Annotated in this window: 21 protein-coding genes; 8 read left to right on the top strand and 13 right to left on the bottom strand. The window is 37.9% G+C overall.

Features of this window, described 5'->3' with window-relative positions; translation table 11 throughout:
- Positions 1–4: 4 nt before the first annotated feature.
- Genes F3J02_RS13230 through F3J02_RS13215 form a run of 4 tightly spaced genes read right to left on the bottom strand, consistent with a single transcriptional unit; the run spans position 5 to position 2,311 of the window.
- Positions 5–526 (bottom strand): phage tail protein I, encoded by a 522-nt coding sequence (locus tag F3J02_RS13230; RefSeq protein ID WP_167249977.1) that lies wholly within the window; start codon positions 524–526, stop codon positions 5–7.
- Complete coding sequence (locus F3J02_RS13225; protein WP_167249975.1) at positions 519–1,415, bottom strand: baseplate assembly protein; 897 nt, start codon at positions 1,413–1,415, stop codon at positions 519–521. The genes F3J02_RS13230 and F3J02_RS13225 overlap by 8 nt, the downstream gene beginning before the upstream one ends.
- Positions 1,412–1,774 (bottom strand): GPW/gp25 family protein, encoded by a 363-nt coding sequence (locus F3J02_RS13220; protein ID WP_228284351.1) that lies wholly within the window; start codon positions 1,772–1,774, stop codon positions 1,412–1,414. The genes F3J02_RS13225 and F3J02_RS13220 overlap by 4 nt, the downstream gene beginning before the upstream one ends.
- A 9-nt stretch (positions 1,775–1,783) precedes the next feature.
- Positions 1,784–2,311 carry a phage baseplate assembly protein V gene (locus F3J02_RS13215; RefSeq protein WP_167249971.1) on the bottom strand — a complete coding sequence of 176 codons (528 nt, stop codon included), beginning with the start codon at positions 2,309–2,311 and terminating at the stop codon, positions 1,784–1,786.
- A 212-nt stretch (positions 2,312–2,523) separates the two neighbouring features.
- Here F3J02_RS13215 and F3J02_RS13210 point away from each other — a divergent pair, with 212 nt between their 5' ends.
- The 4 genes from F3J02_RS13210 (at position 2,524) to F3J02_RS13195 (ending at position 6,468) form a co-directional block, all read left to right on the top strand.
- On the top strand, positions 2,524–4,158 hold the full coding sequence (locus tag F3J02_RS13210; RefSeq protein ID WP_167249969.1) for a hypothetical protein: 1,635 nt from the start codon (positions 2,524–2,526) through the stop codon (positions 4,156–4,158).
- A gap of 843 nt (positions 4,159–5,001) precedes the next feature.
- The gene (locus tag F3J02_RS13205; RefSeq protein ID WP_167249967.1) at positions 5,002–5,622 is read left to right on the top strand and encodes a hypothetical protein; all 621 of its coding nucleotides are present in this window, start codon (positions 5,002–5,004) and stop codon (positions 5,620–5,622) included.
- Positions 5,623–5,632: 10 nt separating this feature from the next.
- Positions 5,633–6,028, top strand: coding sequence for a hypothetical protein (locus tag F3J02_RS13200; RefSeq protein WP_167249965.1), 396 nt, complete (start codon positions 5,633–5,635; stop codon positions 6,026–6,028).
- Positions 6,029–6,048: 20 nt separating this feature from the next.
- Positions 6,049–6,468: a protein-export chaperone SecB gene (locus tag F3J02_RS13195; protein WP_167249963.1), complete on the top strand. Its 420-nt coding sequence runs from the start codon at positions 6,049–6,051 to the stop codon at positions 6,466–6,468.
- A gap of 23 nt (positions 6,469–6,491) precedes the next feature.
- On the opposite strand, the gene F3J02_RS13190 is transcribed toward F3J02_RS13195, so the two are convergent.
- From F3J02_RS13190 to F3J02_RS13150, 9 genes are read right to left on the bottom strand one after another with little or no spacing between them, the layout of a single operon-like run.
- Positions 6,492–6,932: a phage virion morphogenesis protein gene (locus F3J02_RS13190; RefSeq protein WP_167249961.1), complete on the bottom strand. Its 441-nt coding sequence runs from the start codon at positions 6,930–6,932 to the stop codon at positions 6,492–6,494.
- The gene (locus F3J02_RS13185) at positions 6,932–7,324 is read right to left on the bottom strand and encodes a phage tail protein (protein WP_167249959.1); all 393 of its coding nucleotides are present in this window, start codon (positions 7,322–7,324) and stop codon (positions 6,932–6,934) included. Before F3J02_RS13185 ends, F3J02_RS13190 begins: the two co-directional genes overlap by 1 nt.
- Positions 7,325–7,326: 2 nt before the next feature.
- Complete coding sequence (locus F3J02_RS13180; protein ID WP_167249957.1) at positions 7,327–7,911, bottom strand: N-acetylmuramidase family protein; 585 nt, start codon at positions 7,909–7,911, stop codon at positions 7,327–7,329.
- Between the two features lie 12 nt (positions 7,912–7,923).
- Positions 7,924–8,295, bottom strand: a complete 372-nt coding sequence (locus F3J02_RS13175) for a hypothetical protein (RefSeq protein WP_005149844.1) — start codon at positions 8,293–8,295, stop codon at positions 7,924–7,926.
- Positions 8,296–8,305: 10 nt separating this feature from the next.
- A complete protein-coding gene (locus tag F3J02_RS13170) occupies positions 8,306–8,509 on the bottom strand; it encodes a tail protein X (protein WP_167249955.1) in 204 nt (67 codons plus the stop codon).
- Positions 8,506–8,904 (bottom strand): head completion/stabilization protein, encoded by a 399-nt coding sequence (locus F3J02_RS13165; RefSeq protein WP_167249953.1) that lies wholly within the window; start codon positions 8,902–8,904, stop codon positions 8,506–8,508. Before F3J02_RS13165 ends, F3J02_RS13170 begins: the two co-directional genes overlap by 4 nt.
- A 3-nt stretch (positions 8,905–8,907) precedes the next feature.
- Positions 8,908–9,738 carry a phage terminase small subunit gene (gpM, locus tag F3J02_RS13160; RefSeq protein ID WP_167249951.1) on the bottom strand — a complete coding sequence of 277 codons (831 nt, stop codon included), beginning with the start codon at positions 9,736–9,738 and terminating at the stop codon, positions 8,908–8,910.
- A 2-nt stretch (positions 9,739–9,740) separates the two neighbouring features.
- Positions 9,741–10,775, bottom strand: a complete 1,035-nt coding sequence (locus F3J02_RS13155) for a phage major capsid protein, P2 family (RefSeq protein WP_167249949.1) — start codon at positions 10,773–10,775, stop codon at positions 9,741–9,743.
- Between the two features lie 14 nt (positions 10,776–10,789).
- Positions 10,790–11,722 (bottom strand): GPO family capsid scaffolding protein, encoded by a 933-nt coding sequence (locus F3J02_RS13150; protein ID WP_167249947.1) that lies wholly within the window; start codon positions 11,720–11,722, stop codon positions 10,790–10,792.
- Positions 11,723–11,862: 140 nt separating this feature from the next.
- On the opposite strand from F3J02_RS13150, the gene F3J02_RS13145 reads away from it, so the two are divergent.
- The 4 genes from F3J02_RS13145 to F3J02_RS13130 all read left to right on the top strand — a co-directional run bounded on the left by F3J02_RS13145 (position 11,863) and on the right by F3J02_RS13130 (position 17,769).
- A complete protein-coding gene (locus tag F3J02_RS13145; RefSeq protein ID WP_167249945.1) occupies positions 11,863–13,644 on the top strand; it encodes a terminase large subunit domain-containing protein in 1,782 nt (593 codons plus the stop codon).
- Entirely contained in the window at positions 13,641–14,720 is a 1,080-nt protein-coding gene (locus tag F3J02_RS13140) for a phage portal protein (RefSeq protein ID WP_167249943.1), read from the top strand. Before F3J02_RS13145 ends, F3J02_RS13140 begins: the two co-directional genes overlap by 4 nt.
- Positions 14,721–15,696: 976 nt before the next feature.
- Complete coding sequence (locus tag F3J02_RS13135) at positions 15,697–17,115, top strand: hypothetical protein (protein ID WP_167249941.1); 1,419 nt, start codon at positions 15,697–15,699, stop codon at positions 17,113–17,115.
- Positions 17,116–17,121: 6 nt separating this feature from the next.
- Positions 17,122–17,769: a hypothetical protein gene (locus F3J02_RS13130; protein ID WP_167249939.1), complete on the top strand. Its 648-nt coding sequence runs from the start codon at positions 17,122–17,124 to the stop codon at positions 17,767–17,769.
- The last annotated feature ends 33 nt before the right edge of the window (positions 17,770–17,802 follow it).

The following is a 17,802-nucleotide window of genomic DNA, read 5'->3' as shown; positions in this document are numbered from 1 at the left end:
AATCCTAAAGTGTAGTTAAATAAACGGTTTCACCTGAATGACATGCACCTGTCATTTGAAATTGCCCACTGCTTACAACTTTTGCAGATATTGAAAAATTATCACGAGCTGATTTAGTCGCTTCGACTGCAGTTTGGATTTGTAAGAGCTGAACAATCGAGACAGTGAGTTCGTTGATAATCACAACAAAAGTAAAAGGGGGTTGTGGTGGGTTGAACTCATGCCATGCTTTTAGCTGAAAATTGGTTGAAAACTTACTAAGTAATTCTTGGATCGAGGAGCGTGTACCCCGTTGAGCATTGAACGTTTTACTCTCTGAAATGGCTTGACGTTTTTCTGTTTCGCTCCAGTCTGATCGCCAGTATTCGACTCGATGATCCCAAGCCAACCATGCGAGAAATGGAACAGGGCACAGTTCGACTCGATGTAACTCAACAAAAGGAATGGGCAATTGACTGGTACGCTGCCCAATCTGCTCGATATTTTTCTCAAGTTTTGTAGCGTTGGGTGGCAGTAAACTAGACATCTCTAAACTCCGTAATGTTGATATCGAAGCCGATGTTTTTTGCGTAATTGCTCTTTGAGATCACGATGTCATTGAGTGGATTATTGATAATGACGTTTTGCACTCCGCCCTGGTGCAAAGCTCTAAATAATCCGCTGCGAGTTACGTCATAGCCGAGTGAATTGGTGATACTGATGTATTCAGCCAAAGCCGTTTCAGCTGCTTCTTTGACGACTTCAGCATCAGGACCAGGGAATAAAACCAATGAGGCGTTTAATGTCCATTCAATCGGAGAGGCTGCTTTGACTGTAACTTTATCGGTAAATGGTCTGCGAGTGCTTGGAATAAGCGTTTGATCAACGATATTAAGTAAGGATTGAACGGCAATCTCATCAACGTGACTTTGTACATAAATATCGACATAGCCTGCAGTCGGTGTTGTCACGGCAATATCTTTAACATGACCATGTGCTGACAATCCCCAAAATTGATAGCAACCTTCTGATCCTGCTGACATTGATTCAGGTTCGAGTTGAACTCGTCGTCTGAGATCCTCATCTGATTCCAGCACTGCAGCGGTGGGTGGGGTGGTATTTGGATTGGGTTTGGCAATGGTTTTACGATAAACGCCACGATTCGCTGCTAAATGATCAAGATTTGCACCTTTGGCATAAGCAAGCATCAAAGCTTTGGCTTTCTCATTGATTTGGCCAGTTTTTAAGAATTGGCGATAAGCAAAGGTTTGAAGCAGTTTGACCAAGGGTTCACTTTCATAATTTAGAACCGGTGCAAGATCAGGATCTCTAGAAATCAGATCCGCTTTGCATGCTGCTAACTCGGCTTCATAGTCCAGTGTTTCTAAAACATTGGGAAAGGGCAGTGCTGATAAATCAATTCGGGTGGTGCTCATGCAGCTGCTCCAATCATAAAGTTTTCGTTAAAAGGTTTTTCACCTGAAGCGGTGATTTGATTACCTAAAATAAAGAAATCCCATTTCCCTGATGTCTGTGCGGATTGATTGACTCGAATCTGACTAATCTTGATGCGTGGTTCAAAACGAATCAGTGAAGTGGCCGCAGCGGACATCAGTTTGACTTGGGTAAATTCATTACACGGTTGATCGATCAGTTCAGGTACTAAAGAGCCATAAAAGCGTCGGCATAAGCGTGTGCCGATCAGGGTGCTTAAAATATCGTGAATGGATTGTTTTAAATGAGCGTATTCTTGGCTTTCATCATCTGTGATCGCATAGCCTGTTAATCTCGACATGCCTTTCATCTAGCCACCTCCGCTTGGTATTGCAGAGCTTGTTTGGCTTGACCCACTCATCACACCACCATGAGGGTGTTGAACAAGGCTGACATCTGCTGCTTTGATATCGGTATCGGATGTGATGTCTTGTTCAGCATGGACTTTGCCTTTGAAAATAGTTTCAGGCACATCAAAAACACATTTATTCAGTTTGAAATTGGCTTCACCAGTGGCAACGTTGACAACAAAGCTATGTTCGCCAAGTTGAATAAAAACCTCGTCAGGATTATCGGTCGGTGGCGGATTGGCTTCAGAAAATAGGCTGACCTGTGGAACAGCACTGGTGAGTTCACCGCCTTGTGCTGTTACTGAAAATTGTTCGCCTAGCGATGGGCATCGCCAAAACTTGACCACACCTGCAGCTATGGTTGGAATCGGAATCCAGTCGGTTTCGTTTTCGTCGATTTTTAGGCGCATTTTCCCGACTGAAGCATCGATCGCAATCACGCTACCAATGCCTGCCAAGTTTTGAAATTGCCTGTTTAAATTGCTCATGTTGAAACTAAAAAGCCCATGATGTTTAGATCATGGGCTTTTTAGGTATGGCTTGCTATTTGGACATTCCTGATTAAAGGTTATTCAGGAAGTTTATGAGTTGGAAGTTAACTTTAAAGATTGTGAATTTAACCATTTGTCAGAAAGTATTCGTTCATATATGTATGAAAATGCTAAATATTTAATAATCAAAATTACAAGAGGGGAAATATATGAATAATTTTAAAGCTTTAGGCATAACTGTATTAACTTGTTCTACACTAACATCGTGTAGTTTTTTTTATAAGGATGGAAAAAGAACTAACTTTGATATTATGGATAAATGTTCCTTAAGTGCTAAATCAGGTTGTTCTGATTCTGTTTTTTATACAGATGTGGATAAAAATACAAATGAAAGGAAAACGGTGGCAATTTTAGAGATTGATGAACAAGGTCATTATATTAATGAGTCATATGCAGATAAAATTATTGATTTTGTTAAGAAAGAAAATGAGTCTGATAGTAAGCCTGTAGTCCTTCTTTTTATACATGGTTGGAATCATAATTCAATCGAAGGAGATGAAAATCTTAGTGATTTTAAAAAGATAATAAAGTCAGTAAAAATTAAAAATAAAGATGGTAACTATCGTGATGTTATTGGCGTATATGTGAGTTGGAGAGCAAAAGTATATCCTGATTATCTAAATAAACTAGCTACCTTTTGGAATAGGAAAAAAGTTAGTGAAGATATTGGTCGTGGCGATCTTCAGCGCTTTATTTTGAACTTAGATGGATTTTTAAGTGATTCCAAACCCCATGAAGAAAAGCCGATATTTATTTTGGCGGGGCATAGCTTTGGGGCTTCAGCTTTATACAGTGCAGTATCTACTATGCTTTTAATGCGATTTGATGAAGGTATACGTCAACAGGAAAAAGATAGTTCAGTTGCACTTAAAGGTGTTGGTGATTTGGTACTTTTAATTAACCCTGCAGTTGAGGTTACTAGGTTCGCTGCTTTACGAGAGCATATATGGAAAAATGGAGGAGAAAGACCAAGGATTTTTAAGAATAATTTAAAACCATTTTTCATTGTGATTGGAAGTGGAACTGATACTGATACTACTCGGTATTTCCCAATCGGTAGAAAATTAAATGCTTGGACTGAAAACTACAGAGATACCCAAATTATTGATGGTATATCTAACAAAGAAAAAACTGTAAACGAAAAAAGTATGGATGTTACAGCGATTGGTAATTATGCACCGTACTATACTCACTGGGTGGTTCAATATCAAACTTATATTTCTGAGTTCATTGAAGATAATAATATAAAACCTTCTACTCTCAATAAGGCTTTTGAAGAGCCGATATCTAGAGAATATTTTGAAAAGGATCTTATATCTGAAAAAACTTGCGAAATTGAAAATAGAAATTGGCTAATAGACTCTGTAAATCATAATTCTGAAAGTGAAAACTGGTCTACAGCATATAAACCGACAGACAAAAATCGACCTAAAAACCAAGAGCTTATTTTTAAAAACATTGTTAAGCAGCAAGAAGAATCACTTTCTAAACATAATAAAGCTCAATCGGTACAAAAGGATGATGGGTTAGTTGATCAATTGCCATTGAGAATCTCGACTCAATATATACCAAGTGGACATTGGAAAAAAAATGAGCCCCAAAAAACATCTGATTATCCAACAACTTGGGAAAATAATCCATACTGGTTTATGAGAGCGAGTGATAATGTAATCCAAGGACATAATGGTATTTGGAATAGAAATTTTAGCTGTTTAGTTATGTCAATCTTATATGCGAATAGTCCAAAACCAGAAGATATGACCCTAGATAAAGTTGAGAAGTAGTGAGAATAGCTCATGTTGAAACAAAAAAGCCCATGATGTTTGGATCATGGGCTTTTTTGATTTGACTTGTCTGATTAAAGGTTATTCAGGATCGGAAGCTTTTGGCGGTTTCTTCTAACACTTGTTTGAGCCTTTGTTCTGCCTGTAACAGTACACAGATAAGGTCGTCTTTAGAGAGTTGATTGCAACTATCACTGGTGTCGGTTAAGCCCATAGAGGCAATTATATTCAGTGTGGCACGTACTTCATTGACGATGTTTTAGTTGTCTTCACTGAGAGAAAAGAAGGGATGTTTCATATACTTCTCCCTTTGATTGTTTTAATAATTTTTTGAATGAGTGAAGAGGATCGGGCAAAGTCTGGTGATTGGATGCGTTGATAGCAGATTTTGTCGAGATGGTTTTGTACCTTTAGATTCTTATTGATGATGATTCACCTGTGTATTTGGTATTTCTGCCCTCCTAGCGACCAAACTAGGGTGGCAGATCGAACGGGGTTGGTCGACCGTAAAACACAGGCAAAACGGCAGGCTTAGGCCTCCCCATCCGATCTACCATAACGCGGGTACACCGAATTATAGACAAAAAAAATCCGCAAGTAGCGGTTGTCTACCATGTATTTTCAACGAGCGACCAAACTCGACCACTCATGTGGAGTGGTCTTAACAAGTTAACTTTGTTGGGGAGGGGTATCAAGTGAGTATTTAATCAGGTTTTAATGTGTTAAGTTGTTAAAGTTCTAGCAGTTTTATTTAGCTGTCAGTATAATGCAATACATGGTATTGCATTATACTGACTGAAATACGTTTTTTTAGGATTAGTAACACTAGTTTTGAGATGTGTAATGACGAAAGAAATTCTTTGTTTTCATACGTGTAAAAGTGAAGGTGGCAAAGAGTTTATTTTAGAACGCGCACCATTTCATAGTAATTCAACTAAGCCTCAATGGCTTGGGCAGGGTTATTATCTTTGGACGGATTCTGATCACTATGCTCATGATTGGGGTAAACTAGCTCCTAGATATGGTGATTATGTCATTACCAAATTTAACTTAAGTATAGACAGTGATCTTTTTTTAGATTTGGTTGGAAACGTTAGTGATCAACTTGCATTTCTTAAATTAGTTAGTGAATATCATGAAGCTTTACGTAAAAAGCTTCAACAGATAACTGATCCTAGAAAACAACAGCTTGTTAAACAAGCTATGAATAAACCTTTAACAGTATCGACAGTGATTCAACATTACCGAAAGGAAAGAAAATTTCCTTATAAGGTGGTGAAGGCTCAAGATATTGTTTCAAACGATACAAATACAATAAGTTATGTTGTTCCTAATACAGATGATGCAGTTTTACATTATCCAACAAGGCAACAAATTGTGGTTTTTCCTGAGGCAAGGGGCTTATTAGGACAAGCTGAATGGCATTATTCAACTACTCCTGATGAAATTGCAGATGAGGTATAAGGTGCTTATTATGAATAAACATCACGAAGTTGCATTACTTGAGGCTAAAGAATGGTTAGCTAATGTTGATGCCGATGAATTCTTGAATGAGTTTTTAGAGCTACAAGAACATTCTTGCGGACCTAGTATTGATGAGTTCATGCAAATATTACATATTCCGACATATGCTCTATTCGGTTTAACTAATGAAGATTATTGGGAAAACCCTTATACAGATGTAACTTCATTAAATCTATCTGAGCATGAAATGCAACGTATATTAGAACTCTTCGATTCAACACGAGTATGTAAAATACAAAGATGTGCAAATGATGAGGTTTATGGTTTTAAAAATTCAACATTATATAATTCTAGTGATAGTTTTATGAGTGATTCTGTAGATGAAGACTATTCTCTTGTTGCGTAGTTAGTATTTTGGATAACTAAATGAAAATTAAGCTTGTTTCAACTAAGGCAATTAATATTGAACTTACACCTTGTGAAGTGGATGATGAGTCTTCTAATAAGGAGATAGATTTCTCTTTTGATTTCAATCCTTTTCTACCTGAAAATGAAGTGGAAATAAAATCTTTTATTATTGCATTTTTAGGTGAAATGAAGAGCTATAAAGAAGCATTTGCATGTAAAGTTGTATTTGTAGCCCAATTTGAAACAGGTGAAATAATTGATCAAGAGTTTTTAAAAAATAAATTTGCTTTAATTAATGCTCCTGCGATTGGTTATCCATATTTTAGAGCTTTTTTCTCAAACTTACTTTTAAATGCTGGATATGAACCAACATTTTTACCAACTATTAATTTTGTAAATTTAAAAGAAAAAAAAGAAAAAGAGTTATCTGAACAATAAAATAAAAGCTCAATATTGAGCTTTTATTTTATTGTTAAAAACTTCGTAATTTCAGATTTAATCCATTCCTGATCATCTTTGCTAAAGCCAACCAGTTCACGGACTGGATAGCGTGTTGATCTTGCATTTTTGCTTGGTCGGATTGATTTTCCCTCCTGGTGCACCGAAGCCACAAAACCTGTACGTCCACCAAAACCTACAGCAGCATGATCTACTGAATAATCTGTTTTAAGTTGCTTGCCGATGTTTTGGAACATGGCACTTTGTCGTTTAATATTTCCGATTTGATCTCGTTTACGTGGGACAAACTTGTCACCATTTGGATCTCTTTGTTTTTTTATTCGCTCACGAAATCGAATGCGAAGGCCTTGCGATAAGAGCCTCGATAGCTCCTTGCGTTGTGACGGTTCAAGAAGTACTGCAAGTTGATCTAGCCAATGATTTAAACCTTTAACTGCATACATTATTCACCTGCAGGGAAGAATCCACCTTTCACATCACTCCAAACTAATGGGGGGCAAACGTGATACTCATTTTCAGAAAATATAACTTTATCCCGCTGCGGGAAGTCAATTTCGAGGTCAAAGGTATCTGAATCAATAATTTCAGAGTTAAAAGATAGCTGGATATCTTTCCCCGCTGGATCTAAATGTAAATTTTTAGACTCTAACCATGATCTGATCAGCATTATGACCTCGATAGGATCTCCCCGGTAATCAAGAATTAAAATGCGAGCCGTATAATCTATATAACCATCTTTTTGAGTGCCATTAACAATCAAGGGATGGCATTTATCCGCTGACATCAAAGGCAAACGTTCAATTAAAAACGGTTTTAGTTGGACTAGGGCTTGCATGGCTATCTCGCAAAACGTTGATAAGCATTGGCCAATTTAGTATCGTAATTATTGGCTTTGTAGTTTTGACCGTTGTACCCTTGGGCAAATGATTTCCAATCCTTGTTTTTCAAAGCATTAATTAAATTATTTACTTTGATATAGCGGCACATTGCATCCAATTGATGGGCTTCGTTCATGTACATCGCATTTATAAAGTCTTGGATTGAATCATAGCTAAGAGAATACCAGTGATAACCCATGACTTGGCCTAGTCCCCAGCTACAAGACTCTAAAGCACTTTCACGGTCAAATTTGACGGCATCCTGAAGCTTTAAATGTTGTACTGACTCTAAACCATAACCCCCCGAAGTTTTTGAGCAAAGATCAGGGCGTTTTCGCATCATTTCATCAGCGATTTTTGGCTTTTTATTTTGAATTAATCTGCGACGCATGATGTGGCGTTCATATAAAATAACGGGTGAGCCATCTTTGTTAAAACCTGAGCTTTTACATTCGATCTCAATCACAGCACGTAATGCGGCTGTTTCAATCCCCAGATTTCTTGCCTGTTGCTCAATTTGGTCCAAGGAAATTTTTAAACTCATTCAGTCCACCATTTATTTAAAAATTGCGGTGAAAGTGTCTTTAATTTCTTTGATGAGTTCGCTAGGTTTTTTACCATCCATCATCTTAAAGGATTGATATACAATTCCCACGACTAACAGGCCAAAGACTGCAAACGTTAACATTACGATGCCTTGGGCTGGGTGCGAATAATGTGTTAAACCAAAGTATTCGATAAAAGCCGCACCACCAAAGATACTTATCGCTACACTAAATGTGAATTTAAGAAGTAAGCCTTTAGATATTTTTAATCGCCCATCGATGTCAATATCACCGCTAAGAGTCAGAGCCAAGACGGCCCCAATGATTGCGGCAACGATTTTTATGAACCATGGTAGGCCTTTTATGCTAATAGGGTCATTCATGACCATCCCCTTAATCCCAAAGCTTGAGCGTTTGTGGAGCTGAAGCTTTGGTTAATTCTGGTAATTGTATTTTTTGATTTTCATTCAAAAAAAGCTGATTGATTGTCGAGTTTGCTCCGATAAGAGCAGGGAGCATGTCGACCGCTTTAGATCCAAAGTATCGGAACGCTATCGACTCCAAAGTGTCTCCCTGAATAGCATTGACTGATCTCATATTAATCGGACCCGATTACGTGGCCGATTCGTTAAGTCAGCAATCGTATGCTGTACAATCCGACGATGGGCATCTGCTTTTACTTGGTGGTTTTCACCCCTGACTTGACCTGCGGTTGTGGTATCAAAATCCAGATTGTCTTCACATATCAGTGCTGCGGCTTCATAGCTCACAGCACGTTTATATTTGCGGATCTGTTCTTTTGAATGGATATCAAGGCCTTTTAAATCGCCATTGATGGTGTCCATTGCCAACAGGATCTTTTCAGTAAGTAAAAGTTCGCCCTTGGATTGGTCCAAACGCACGTTCGCGAGCAGATCCTTGATGCTGAGGCTTGGATATTCAGCAATTGGATTCTCGACTTCAGCATCGCGAACGGGTGCGTTTAAAAGCATGGTTTACTCCTTAGCTTTGGAGTCGGTGGACGCAGGATCAGTTGCAGCGGCATTTGAGTCTGCCGATGTAACTGCCTGCGAGCCGACCGTGGCGTCGGGAGACGACCCAGTTGCAAGTTGACGCAATCGTTTTTCAAGCTGTTCTAAATCTTTTTTACAACCAGCTTTCGGATTGTATCGAAGTGCATTCTTGTAAGCTGATACAGCTTCATTTGGTTGTGCTTGGCTCAATGCATCACCTAAAGCACGATAAATTTTTGCGCGAACCTCATCGACCATAGGTTCACCATCACCGAGACCAATAATTCGCTCGATAAGCGATGCATTGGCGATAGCTTGAACTTCGTCATCGATAAAGACTTCAGCACATTGTTCAGTGATAAATTCAGCGGTTGAACGTGAATATCCTTCAGGCATAACCATGTCATTTAACACAACATATTCAGCAATTTTTACAGCAAGTTCAAAATCGTTGACATCACATGCCCAGATCATTAAATGAACGAGGGTAGTGTTTTGTGGAGCTGGTGAAACAGCCAGACAGCCATCAATAAAACCTGCATATTCAGGAAGCCATTCCGCTTTTTTCGCGATACGCTCTTGAATCGATTTCATACCACTAAGAATATTCAAATGATTGAACATGCGTAGTTCGATATTTGGCTGGTTACCCTGATTCAATAGCTCAGCAGGAATTTGGACTGTTTGATTTGGGCCCGATGCCAAGTCAACCACATTAGTGCGTTTGACTCGTGGATCTTGGCTTTGTTGGGCTTTTATGGCCCGTTCAGCCAGCATCTTCTCACGATGCTGGCGCATAGAATTAACGGTCATGTTTATTGGACCTCAATGTTTTCGATGAGAACAGCCTTTGTATAATCTTCAACTACAAAGTCTTCGTTCACTGATTGATAATCCACCGCGCGATTCCATGAAGGTTGATCTTCGATAGAGCGGTTAAAAGTACCGTTCTGCATATAGATCGACAGATTATCAGCAGTTGTGATAAGCATCGTTTTGGCAGGGAATTTTGGAACATGCAGAGCGGGTAGAGTGCCTAGCTGCTTGTTTGCGTAGATAGTACGGGCCGCCAATTGTTCGGTTGGATCTTGAATTTTATTTAATAGCGGTAAATATTTATCGCTCAAAATTCCACGACCACAAATGACAATCAGTCCACTGTCTTTATGCTGGTCAGCAATAAATTCCTCGACAGCGTATTCAACCAAGCCATCTACTGTTTTGTATTCATTACTAGCACCGATAAGGGTTTTTTTGCTAGTCACACCGCCAACAGTTACATCTACACCTTCATAATGTTGTTCCGGTGCGATATCACGAATTTTTTGCAACCATCCGCGTTTCACATCCTGTAATAATGGATTGGCAATGCGATCAGAAGTCGGAGCACGGTATAAACCATTCCACCCAATACAAAGTTTGTCCAACGCAACAGCACGAATAACAAGTTCCTGAAGCATTTGCTTGAAATTTGGGTGATGACGCCATGCATTCAGCAATGCCCATTTCATCGCAACGTCGTAATCTGTCTGAGTACAATCATATTCATCAAGATGATCCAGATTTCCCACTGGAGTCGGTTGACGTTCTTGGACATTGGTGTTGGTGTTACCAGCAATGCTTGTGCCGATACTTAATGCAATTTTTTCACCACGAGCATTATCAACAGGGAAATAATTGATCAACTTTAAAAAATCGGCTTGTTCCTGATATGCCTTGATGATTTTTTGCTGTGGTACGGGATTTACAGCAAACGTATTAAGAACACTCTCGACACCATTGGCGCGAGCAATATCAGCTTTATAGGATTCAAATAGCTGACGTGCTTGTGGTTGTAGAACTACAGACATATTTATTTAATTCCTTAGTAATCGACAGTGTTTGCTGCGCCACCGGCTTGAGCAGGTGGTGGGTTCATAGGGGTAACATTTAGGGCATTAAAAGTGGTTTGAAGCCCTGTAATGCCCGTTGATAGTTGTTGTAAAGCTGTGGCCAGTTCAGGCGGAATGCTATTACCTGGTGAACTTTGTTGGCTTGAAAGCTGATCTGGGCTAGCTGCAGGTGGTGTTTGAACATTTGGCGCAGTTGCAGGCGGGGTTTGAGAATTTGGAGCAGCTGCAGGCTCAGAAGTGCTAAGTGTTTGTTTAAGTCCACTCAATTCCTGAGATAAAGTTTTAATCCCAGCCAAACACTGGACTAATCCATGAGTTAATGCACCTGCCAATTCTTCACTGACTGCGGATTGCTCTTGGGGCTTGGGTGTAGGGGTTAATGCTTCTTTGATCTGATCAAGTAAACTTTTCCCTTCATTTGTTTTTTCAGACATGGTGAAATAAATCTCCGAATCAGGTTGGGTTCTGAGCGAGTGAGGATTTGCTGCAAATTTGATGGCTTGTGTACCTAATGAAGCAGGAGTGTCGGTCATCCCTAAACCCACTTGATATGCTTTGCCTGTATTGGCAAAGTTGCGATAGAACTCAATTGAGGGATAAATTTTTTGTCCCTTTTTATTCATCGCAACAAAGTTCGGTAATGCTGAGATTTCGTTGTAAAGGTTTAACTTTCCATTTTCTTCAATAGCTTCAACCTTTAAAACATCGCCATAGGCATTAAAGGGGGGGGCTGGTGACCATCCTGAAAAATGCTCAATATTGATTCGTCCTGCGTAATGTTCAGGATTGTAGGTATCTGCCATATCCTGAATATCTTGGCGAGTGAGTTCACGGCCATCGACAGTTTGACCCTCACGGGCAACTCGAAATCGTTTGATTACACGTCCTTCTCCTGGTAGTTCCATTAAATTATCCGCAATTCATTTTTAAGATGATTGCAGTCTGCTTTGACCCAAGGTATAGGCGCAATCTGACCTATCCTGATTAACGCTTAATCAGGAAAACATCACTCAGAGATTTTTTGTGCTTATCGCAACATTGGCACATGAATACAAATACGCCGACGTTCCTTGAACTCATGAACCCAAGACAGCAGGGAAGAATTCTTTTCTCGATGGGTATGTCTGTCTCTGAAATCGCCAATCACACTGGCGAAAATCGTTCGACTGTAGAAAGTTGGAAACAGCGCGATCAGTGGGCAAAATCGGATGTTTTTGATGACATCACAATTGCCTTGAAAATCCGTTACATGTCACTCACTTTTATGGAAAATAAAAGTAATGCCAATTACAAGGAAATGGAACGGATCTCAAAAGAGTTCGAACGATGGGCTAGGATCAATAAATATTTAGAGTCAGGTAAACAAACGGATCTCAATCCGAACATTGAGAACAGAAATGCTGGACCTAAAAAGCGGAAACTTAAAAATGAAATTACGCTCGAGGATCTGGAAAAACTTGAGGAAGCATTCAAGGAATTTTTGTACGTTTATCAAGAGGAATGGATGGATGCAATTTCCTGGTCTCGTATTTTTATATTATTAAAATCTCGCCAGATCGGAGCGACTTATATTTTTGCTTTATGGGCATTGATTGATTTATTAAAAACAGGGAAGAATAAAATTTTCATGTCTGCGTCAAAAGCGCAGGCTTACCAATTTGTCGAATATATAAAAGCATTTGTGCTTGATGTCATTGGGTTAGATCTGACTGGAGATCCGATTGTGATCAATGGACCGAATGGACAAGCAACAGTCTACTACTTGGGAACAAATGCGCTGACAGCACAAGGTCGACATGGCGATGTCATCATGGATGAGTTTTTTTGGATTCGTAAGTTTTTACAGTTCAAAAAAGTTGCTTCAGCAATGGCATCCCAAAAGATGTATAAGCAAATTTATATGTCTACCCCTTCAAGTATTTTGCATGAAGCATTTACATTCTGGACAGGTAAAGATAGCAAACGAAAACAACCTATCGAGATCGATATCAGCAAGGTTGCATTAAAAACTCCAGTTAAGTGCGCAGATAGGAAAACTAGGCAAATTGTCACATTGAGCGATGCCGAGGAAAAGGGGTGTGATCTATTTGATCGTGAGGATCTCCTTGCAGAATATGGCGACGAGGAATTTGCCAATTTATTCGATTGTGAATTTATCGATGATTCAGGATCTTATTTTCCACTTAAAGACATCATCCCGAATATGGTCGACACCTGGGAAGTTTGGAAGGACTTTTTTCCTAATCAAAATCCACGTTATGCAGGGGAAGTTTGGCTCGGCTACGATCCTTCGTTCACTGGAGACAATGCAGCACTTGCCGTAATTGCACCGCCATGCACACCGCTGGAACCCTATCGAATCCTAGAAATCAAACAATTTCAGGGTATGAAAGCCAGTGAACAAGCTTTGTACATCAAAAAAGTTTGCGGACGTTACAACGTTACTTTTATCGGTATTGATAACACCGGGAATGGTTTGGCCGTTGCTGAGCATGTAGAGATTTTCTTCCCGCAACTCACGCGCTTGAACTACACACCAGAATTGAAAATCCGTATGGGCCTACGGGTAAAAGAATTATTCCAGAAACGCAGACTGCATTTTGATGCAGGTTTGCAAGTAGTGGCTAAGTCCTTTTTATCGATCAAAAAAGCACTCACTGGAGGCGGTGGAAACAAAACACTGATCACAAGTCGAAGTGCTGAAACGGGTCACGGAGACATAGCTTGGGCCGTAATGAACGGACTAGAGAATGCACCAATTATTCATGTCCCAGATCCAGAACATCAAGGCGCACGTCAAAGCCGTATCAGAGTATTTAATTCATGAAAATATTAGACAGAGTTATTACAAGTTTATTTCCGCACAAGGAGCAAATGTCGGTTGATCATTCGGCACCAATAAATCGCGTGAACGAACAAACTAAAACTACGTTTCGAAGTTTTGGAGATCCTGAGCCAGTTCTTGATGGCCATACTCTTTTTGAATATGGCTATTGCCCCCAATGGCAGGAATGGTATGAATTACCATATGACATAGCTGCTACTTCAAAGCTTTATCGCGGTACCAGCCACCATACCAGTGCAATTGTCATAAAAAGAAATATTCTTTCAAATGACTTTATCCCGCATCCACTTTTAAGCCGCCATGATTTTAATGCCTTGGCATTGAACCTGATCACCTTTGCAAATTGTTATGCTCATATTCAATATAATCGATTCCGTGGTGTACTGAAGCTAACTTCACGTCCAGCAATCAATATGAGAAAAGGGATTGATCTGCAAAGATTCTTTCAATTGGATGGCTTCCAAGCAAAACAACATGTATTTGATCCGCACGAAATCATTCATATTTCTGAGCCTGATATCAATCAGGAAATTTATGGCGTTCCGAATTATCTAAGTAGTATCAATGCCATTCTTTTGAATGAGGCAGCGACTTTATTCCGTCGTCGATATTATAAAAATGGCGCACATGCAGGTTTCATTCTTCACATTACAGACGCCATGAAAACTCAAAAGGATGTAGATGATTTGGAGGATTCTTTAAAGAATTCAAAAGGTGCCGGCAATTTTAAAAATCTATTGGTCTATACGCCTGGAGGGAAAGAAAAGGGGCTAAATGTTATACCGCTGGCTGAAGTTGCTGCAAAGGATGAGTTTTATAATATCAAGATTGCAAGCCGAGACGATCAGCTTGCTGGGCATCGTATGCCACCACAGTTGATGGGCGTAGTACCTCAGAATGCTGGAGGATTTGGAGACATTGAAAAAGCCGCTAGGGTGTTTTATTACAATGAGATCGTTTACTTACAAAATCTAATGAAACAAATAAATGATCAACTGGGAATAGAAGTAATTCGATTTAAAGAATATGAATTAATTTCTTCGGAATCGAAGCCATAGATACCTGTATTTTATCAAAAAATCATTAAAAAATATACATTTATTTAATTTTTAAGATGCCAAGTTTAAAGCTTGGCATTTTTTTTTGCTTGAGAATATTAAACAGATCAACAGTGTTTGCACTGGATCTCAACCAACAGGCAGAGGGGGCAATCGCAGTCTCCTCTCCCGCCTGCGCAGTTTCTAAATGTCTCATTTTTGATGCACAGAGAAATTATGTTCAAACGTTATGTTTTATAAGGTTTAGAGCCCTTTTTTAATTTCATATTAGATGCGCTTTGACGCAATCCAATGCACTAAATAAAAAATAGGGAAATTAAAAGATTTTTTAAACCTTAAAACTATAGGTATTTTGAGGTTACAACTTAAAATTAATAGAAGTTACAAGTGTTAAGTATATGATTATTAAAATAATATTTTGTAACTTCATAGAGGTTACATGAGGTTACGGATTTTTTTAAAAAGATAGAATATCTATATAAATCATATATATAAGGGGTTACATCTTGTAACCTCGAAAAGAGGTTACATGTAACTTCAAAGTAACCTATATGTAACTTTTATATTTTATATATTTATTAATAATAATCATATATTTAACTATATAAATAAATATCTGTAACTTTTGTAACCCCTATTTTTGATGACCTAAAGTTTAGGGAGAAGGGTACAAAACACCCTTAAATTATTGTTTCTATACTTCTGATATTTCAGTAATTTTTTCCTTATATGCACATTATTTCCCCATGTTTATATCTAACACTCTGAATTATTTACATTACTGCGATCCCGACCCTCGGGACCAAGATTCAAAGACCCCAAGCTGGTATTAAAGGCTTGGGGTTTTTTAATGGAAATTTTTATTTTCATAGATTATTCCGCTGTTGGATTACTTATCAGTAAAATGATGTTTTAGAATAATTAAAATGTTATAAAAATAAAAAATCGCTAATGTTGAACTTATAAGAGTTTAGAAATGTATATCAACGAAGTAATAAGTTATATGGATGCTTGGGGGAAATTACAAGTTGAACACTCAAATTTATTGGATGATATAACTCATGTATTAGAAAATCTTGAAGAGAAGGTATTTCATATTTATTTGGATGCAGATCTGGATAATAAATGGACTTTCCCGCCACTATCCAATTTTCTATCTAAGGAAACAGAAGAGGAGCTAATTAATCTAGATTGGCAAAAAGTAAGTCATAGCTTTACTTCTCAAGATAGATTGATAAAGAATTTAGGTGTCAGCAAAGACCAGTGTTTTATTAGATCTGCGATTGGCTCATCTTCCGCAACTGTAATTATGTCTTGGATATTTTCAGAAATAGCTTATGTTGCGAAAGTAAAAAAAATTTCTATACCTATTTTATTAATTTATAGTATGAGTTCGAGGCAAATTATTGATGCGGTTAATCAAAATTCTTTTAATATAATTTCAAAAGACAGTAAAACTTATTCATTGAATAGTATTAAAGAAAAGCTAAATAGGATTTCTCCCTTAAAATTTGAACATCCTTTTTTAATTTTTGGAGTTGGATTGGATAAGAGAGAGTTAGAAGTAGAAGAAATATTGCATGAAAAGATAAATGATAATGACTTAAATGTAAAAATTGATAGAAGTATTACCTTTGAACCCGAATACTATCAAGCAGGATTAAGTATTCTCAATTATTTTGGAACGGTCTTAAGGGATAGATACCCTGAGCAAAATGCCACAATTAAAATTGAGCAACATGATTTAACTGTGCGTATGATTATTCAATCTGAAGATGGGAACATTGAAACGATTGAAAAAGCACTTTACGAGTATGAGTTGGTGCTTAAAGGTCAGACAAGTGCAGATGAATTTGCCATTTCACCATTAAAAGCCTTAGAACTGAAAAATCAGCTCAATTTATTTAAATTCCAAGTCGAGTCCCAAAAAGAGATTATTGCCTTACAAAATGGTCAAATATTGAGTTTAAAAGATATCGTGGATAAAGCACTTTCTCCTATTTCTCATGCACCAGTTACGATCATTAACCAATTACATAACTTGCAGTCTACTGTAATTAATTATAAAGCTGAGATATCAAAATCTAATGATGATTTAGAGGAGCTGATTGATCTTGCTGATAGTGATGTTCTGAAGAATAAACTTGCAACGATTCAAAACGCTTTAGATAACAATAGAAACTTAGATAATCCTGAGGACGTTAAAGATTCTAATGGTATGAAAAAATTAGCTAAGTTTTTAAATGAAGCAAATGAAGTAGGAACTGAGGCGAGTGAATTAGCAGAAAAGGGTGGCAAAGCATTAGATCTGCTTAAAAGTTTAGGAAGACGTTATAACAGCATAGCTGAGTGGTGTGGCATGCCCGTTATTCCGAGTCTGTTTGTGAAGGAGTAATGTCAGATGGAAAATTTAAAAGATTGGATACCAATACTTGCAGGTTTAGCAGCTGTAATAGGTCTTTTTTATAAAAGAGAGGAAGTTTTAGCTTTAAGACATAAGGATTTCTCGACTCGCTTAGACGCTACCATACGTTTTTTCGATGAGTTCTATGGAAAGGAACAGGGTAAGAATAAATTGGTCTTAGATCGAGCTGCACAGGATGTAGTAAAATCTGAATTAATAGACTTTAAGTTTTTATGTTATTTAATCAAACTTGACGAAAATTTTTTAATTAAGCTAGATGAGCTTATACATCATTATAAAGTTGGCAAAGAATTTATAATATATTTACCAAGTCTTGGGCAAGTTGATGTAAATAATTTTAGCCTAAAGCTTAAAAATGATAGGTCTGTAAAAAAACAAAATTTATTTTTTAATCTACAGTATTTTCTATTTGCATTTATAGTTTCTATTCCTTTTTTGATTTCTCCTTGGTTCTCTAGCTTCTTGATGTCCAAGGAGACACCTCTTATATTTGTTCTCTGTACTGTTATCCTTGGCTTTGCTAGCTTTATGGCCGCAGCTGTTGCTTTATTACAAGCATCGAGTTTGTCACATGCAGAAAAGTTTATGCAAAAAATAACCGAAGCAGATCAAATAATTAATTGATAAAGAATAAGTCTCTCCAAAATGGATGTAGGT

Origin of the sequence: Acinetobacter sp. Tr-809, from assembly GCF_011753255.1 — a bacterium.
GTDB lineage: Bacteria > Pseudomonadota > Gammaproteobacteria > Pseudomonadales > Moraxellaceae > Acinetobacter.
Note: the sequence above shows the minus strand (reverse complement) of the source record. Positions and strands in the feature narration are given on the sequence as shown.

Bases quoted from the DNA above. Each gene is read 5' to 3' on its own strand.
- F3J02_RS13230 (WP_167249977.1), bottom strand. From the start codon at position 526: ATGTCTAGTTTACTGCCACCCAACGCTACAAAACTTGAGAAAAATATC.
- F3J02_RS13225 (WP_167249975.1), bottom strand. From the start codon at position 1,415: ATGAGCACCACCCGAATTGATTTATCAGCACTGCCCTTTCCCAATGTT.
- F3J02_RS13220 (WP_228284351.1), bottom strand. From the start codon at position 1,774: ATGTCGAGATTAACAGGCTATGCGATCACAGATGATGAAAGCCAAGAA.
- F3J02_RS13215 (WP_167249971.1), bottom strand. From the start codon at position 2,311: ATGAGCAATTTAAACAGGCAATTTCAAAACTTGGCAGGCATTGGTAGC.
- F3J02_RS13210 (WP_167249969.1), top strand. From the start codon at position 2,524: ATGAATAATTTTAAAGCTTTAGGCATAACTGTATTAACTTGTTCTACA.
- F3J02_RS13205 (WP_167249967.1), top strand. From the start codon at position 5,002: ATGACGAAAGAAATTCTTTGTTTTCATACGTGTAAAAGTGAAGGTGGC.
- F3J02_RS13200 (WP_167249965.1), top strand. From the start codon at position 5,633: ATGAATAAACATCACGAAGTTGCATTACTTGAGGCTAAAGAATGGTTA.
- F3J02_RS13195 (WP_167249963.1), top strand. From the start codon at position 6,049: ATGAAAATTAAGCTTGTTTCAACTAAGGCAATTAATATTGAACTTACA.
- F3J02_RS13190 (WP_167249961.1), bottom strand. From the start codon at position 6,932: ATGTATGCAGTTAAAGGTTTAAATCATTGGCTAGATCAACTTGCAGTA.
- F3J02_RS13185 (WP_167249959.1), bottom strand. From the start codon at position 7,324: ATGCAAGCCCTAGTCCAACTAAAACCGTTTTTAATTGAACGTTTGCCT.
- F3J02_RS13180 (WP_167249957.1), bottom strand. From the start codon at position 7,911: ATGAGTTTAAAAATTTCCTTGGACCAAATTGAGCAACAGGCAAGAAAT.
- F3J02_RS13175 (WP_005149844.1), bottom strand. From the start codon at position 8,295: ATGAATGACCCTATTAGCATAAAAGGCCTACCATGGTTCATAAAAATC.
- F3J02_RS13170 (WP_167249955.1), bottom strand. From the start codon at position 8,509: ATGAGATCAGTCAATGCTATTCAGGGAGACACTTTGGAGTCGATAGCG.
- F3J02_RS13165 (WP_167249953.1), bottom strand. From the start codon at position 8,904: ATGCTTTTAAACGCACCCGTTCGCGATGCTGAAGTCGAGAATCCAATT.
- gpM (WP_167249951.1), bottom strand. From the start codon at position 9,738: ATGACCGTTAATTCTATGCGCCAGCATCGTGAGAAGATGCTGGCTGAA.
- F3J02_RS13155 (WP_167249949.1), bottom strand. From the start codon at position 10,775: ATGTCTGTAGTTCTACAACCACAAGCACGTCAGCTATTTGAATCCTAT.
- F3J02_RS13150 (WP_167249947.1), bottom strand. From the start codon at position 11,722: ATGGAACTACCAGGAGAAGGACGTGTAATCAAACGATTTCGAGTTGCC.
- F3J02_RS13145 (WP_167249945.1), top strand. From the start codon at position 11,863: ATGAATACAAATACGCCGACGTTCCTTGAACTCATGAACCCAAGACAG.
- F3J02_RS13140 (WP_167249943.1), top strand. From the start codon at position 13,641: ATGAAAATATTAGACAGAGTTATTACAAGTTTATTTCCGCACAAGGAG.
- F3J02_RS13135 (WP_167249941.1), top strand. From the start codon at position 15,697: ATGTATATCAACGAAGTAATAAGTTATATGGATGCTTGGGGGAAATTA.
- F3J02_RS13130 (WP_167249939.1), top strand. From the start codon at position 17,122: ATGGAAAATTTAAAAGATTGGATACCAATACTTGCAGGTTTAGCAGCT.